Source organism: Neobacillus sp. C211 (assembly GCF_051842875.1).
Taxonomy (GTDB): Bacteria; Bacillota; Bacilli; order Bacillales; family Cytobacillaceae; genus Neobacillus.
The window spans coordinates 1-3,173 of record NZ_JBPXRO010000077.1 but is presented as its reverse complement, the minus strand read 5'-3'; the positions used below and the strand labels follow the sequence as shown (position 1 = coordinate 3,173).

The following is a 3,173-nucleotide window of genomic DNA, read 5'->3' as shown; positions in this document are numbered from 1 at the left end:
AAGAAGCAGAATAGTTCAACAAGGATAATGGTTATTTGTGGTAAAATATATAAATAAAGAATGGTTATTTAATTTATTGGGGGTGTTTAAATGCAAGAAAACAAAGAAACACCTGAACAAAAAAGAGAGAGATTAAGACAACAAGAATTAAAAGGTAATCCAACGGGCAATCTGAATGATGCTTTTAACAGGGCAAACAATGGCAGTCTTGTAGATTTGGTAAATAGTTTGGGATGGAAAGGTACTGGAATACTTATTCTTATACTAATATTAGGGGTTATAATATATTCTGTCTTATTTCACTAACGGGTGCTTATGTTGAGGATCAAGCTGCATTTCGGTGGCTTTTGTTATAGGACTAACGGGGAGTTGAATAAGAAATCATCTTAGGGAACACTAAAATGAGGTGTTGGACTAATTATGATTACTTCAGTTTTATTAGGGCTTGGGACTTCTGTGACCGCTTGAAAGAGATGACACAGTTTTTGCTTGATAAAGTGGGACACTTTTTTCCAATTTGAAACGTATATTTTTAAGGTTAGCCTCTTTTTTACTATTTCTAGAAATAAATTAATGTATGTTTCAGCATTATAATTATGAATCGCCACTCTCAAGATAATGTATATAAGCTAATATTTATACACATTTGTAAAGTTGTTCTTGCTGCACTAACGGGGCAGGATAGTTAAAGAAGTTTTTCTTTTCTGGATAGGTGCAAACTGTGTAGGAGGACCTTATGAATGAATTGTATAAGTTGTTAGACTTATTAATAAAAAGAGAGATTTCCATTGGATACAATGGTTTTACCATCTTTGCAAATTCACAACTAGAGAATGAACAATCAGGCTACAGAGTTGATATTGAAGAGCAATCACTAGTTGGCTCTAATAACGGAGATTGGAAGGAAACTTGGTTCGTTATCGGGCAAGATGATATAGTTGGAGATCCTATTTTTATAGAAAGCTATCGGAAAGGAACAGTTGATGAGTTATACCAAAAATCGGAAATATATATTAGAAAATAAATTTCATATAGAGGTGGAATTATATGCCTAAAATTGACAATATGTTAGCAATTCTATGGATGCTTCGTTCAGGTGAAAAAATTACTGCAAAACAAATTTCAGAAAAGTTAGAGATGAATATAAGGACTGTGTATCGTTATATTGATACAATTTCAACAAGTGGCGTACCTATAATTTCAGAACCAGGACATAACGGTGGATACACTTTATTGAACAATTTTATTGAGGCTCCTCTTTTTTTTGATTTTGAGGAGCAAACTTCACTATTTCACGCTGTTTTTTTTGCAGAAGAAGCCGGATATTATGGAGGTGAAGCACTAAATAGGGCCATTTCAAAACTAAGTAAATACTCAAATCAAGAGCAGGAAACAAAGATAAACCAACATTTAACTAGTCTTGAAGTAATAAGTCGATTAAGTTCACGCTCTATGGAACCTTTTTTGAATGAGTTGGAGCAGGCCGTTGCTGACGGGTACTCAGTAAAAATTCTTTACCATAAAAGTGGCGAAAAGCAATTAAATTATAGATTGGTCGATCCGTACAGAATTATTTATTGGAATAATAAGTGGTATGTGATTGGATTTTGTCATCTTAGGAATGATATCCGTAGTTTTAGAGTAGATCGAATTGAAAGTCTAATGCTAACCGAAAATAAGTTTAACCGGCCAGAAAATTTTTCAGCACGTGACTTTTTTATAAAAAGTCTTCTTCCCACTATAGAAGATAAGGAAGGGATTATTTCTTTGGTTATTAATGGGGATAAAAGTGTATTGGCTGATATTTGCCAACATTGGTTTTTAGGACATTATTTACAAGAACGGACTTCAAATCAAGCAGTTTTTCTTCTTGAAAAAGATATGATACATACATATGTACCTTATTTACTTTTACCGTACAATAAATCTATTAAAGTTATTGAGCCAATAAGTCTTAAGAAAAGACTTATTGAAGTTCTGTCGGAATTAATAAAATTTCATCAAGTATGATAACTTCCCTGACGTTAACTGTCAGGGAAGTTGTATTATAATAGCTATATCAATTGTGATTGGAGTGTTATTGGATGCAAACAAAAAAAGTTTTTCTATATGTATTTAATACAATGTCGGACTGGGAATATGGATATTTAATTGCTGAACTAAACTCAGGAAGATATTTCAAAAAAGATTTAGCAGCTTTAAAAGTAATTACAGTAGGAGCTAATAAAGAAATGATTACTACTATGGGAGGACTGAGCATAAAACCTGATATTTCCCTTGATGAATGTACTCTTGAGAGTAAAGATCTTTTAATTTTACCAGGAGGGACTACTTGGAGTGAAGAAATTCATCAACCTATCTTGGAAAGAATTGGCCAAGCTTTAAAGCTTGGCACTATTGTTGCTGCAATTTGTGGTGCAACTGAGGCCCTTGCGAATATGGGATACTTAGATACTAGAAAGCATACAAGTAATAATTTAGAATACACTAAAATGGTATGTCCTAACTATAAAGGAGAAAAGTTCTATGAGGTGGGATCTGCGGTATCTGATGCGAATTTAGTTACTGCATCAGGAATAGCTCCTCTGGAATTTGCGATGGAAGTACTGAAAAAATTAGATGTATTTGCACCAGATACATTACATTCCTGGTATAACCTAAATAAGACTCATAAACCTGAATACTACTTCCAGTTAATGAATTCAATAAATAGCTGAGCTAAAAAATCAACTTAGCAGTTTTATATTAGTTCAAATAAAAATAATGAAGTAACTGAAAAGCTCACTTTCTCTATTTTGTTTTGCAGAGAAGTTGGGCTTTTTAATTTGGAATTTCCTTATCGTTGTAAATCCGCATTTTCCTGACGCTACCCCTTATTGAAGATACGTGCAACATTCCTGAAAGAAGTTTGTGAACAAATACACTTAAACTAATGGGTGCTAGAGTTGAAGATGAAGATCGCTGCGGCGGTCTTTTTGCTTGTTGTACTAAAGGAGCGGGTTAGTTGAATAAGAATTATAGAACGTTAATTCGAGCAAAAGGGGAAATGGTATGAAAAGTTTATTAAAATGGAGTTATTTTTGGGTGTTACTAGTGGGTATTTTGGTAGGTTATATTGGAATCCCAATGCTCTCACGATTGCTCGATTTCATCTTCAACTAAAGTAAGCAGGA

Annotated in this window: 4 protein-coding genes; all 4 read left to right on the top strand. The window is 33.4% G+C overall.

Features of this window, described 5'->3' with window-relative positions; all coding sequences use genetic code 11:
- The first annotated feature begins 90 nt into the window (after positions 1–90).
- The 4 genes from ACSU6B_RS28940 to ACSU6B_RS28925 all read left to right on the top strand — a co-directional run bounded on the left by ACSU6B_RS28940 (position 91) and on the right by ACSU6B_RS28925 (position 2,717).
- Positions 91–306 (top strand): DUF6366 family protein, encoded by a 216-nt coding sequence (locus tag ACSU6B_RS28940; RefSeq protein ID WP_410889917.1) that lies wholly within the window; start codon positions 91–93, stop codon positions 304–306.
- Between the two features lie 430 nt (positions 307–736).
- Positions 737–1,024: a hypothetical protein gene (locus tag ACSU6B_RS28935; RefSeq protein WP_335414709.1), complete on the top strand. Its 288-nt coding sequence runs from the start codon at positions 737–739 to the stop codon at positions 1,022–1,024.
- Positions 1,025–1,047: 23 nt separating this feature from the next.
- Complete coding sequence (locus tag ACSU6B_RS28930) at positions 1,048–2,010, top strand: helix-turn-helix transcriptional regulator (protein ID WP_410889916.1); 963 nt, start codon at positions 1,048–1,050, stop codon at positions 2,008–2,010.
- Between the two features lie 74 nt (positions 2,011–2,084).
- Positions 2,085–2,717, top strand: coding sequence for a type 1 glutamine amidotransferase family protein (locus tag ACSU6B_RS28925; protein WP_406581098.1), 633 nt, complete (start codon positions 2,085–2,087; stop codon positions 2,715–2,717).
- Positions 2,718–3,173 lie beyond the last annotated feature (456 nt).

Bases quoted from the DNA above. Each gene is read 5' to 3' on its own strand.
- ACSU6B_RS28940 (WP_410889917.1), top strand. From the start codon at position 91: ATGCAAGAAAACAAAGAAACACCTGAACAAAAAAGAGAGAGATTAAGA.
- ACSU6B_RS28935 (WP_335414709.1), top strand. From the start codon at position 737: ATGAATGAATTGTATAAGTTGTTAGACTTATTAATAAAAAGAGAGATT.
- ACSU6B_RS28930 (WP_410889916.1), top strand. From the start codon at position 1,048: ATGCCTAAAATTGACAATATGTTAGCAATTCTATGGATGCTTCGTTCA.
- ACSU6B_RS28925 (WP_406581098.1), top strand. From the start codon at position 2,085: ATGCAAACAAAAAAAGTTTTTCTATATGTATTTAATACAATGTCGGAC.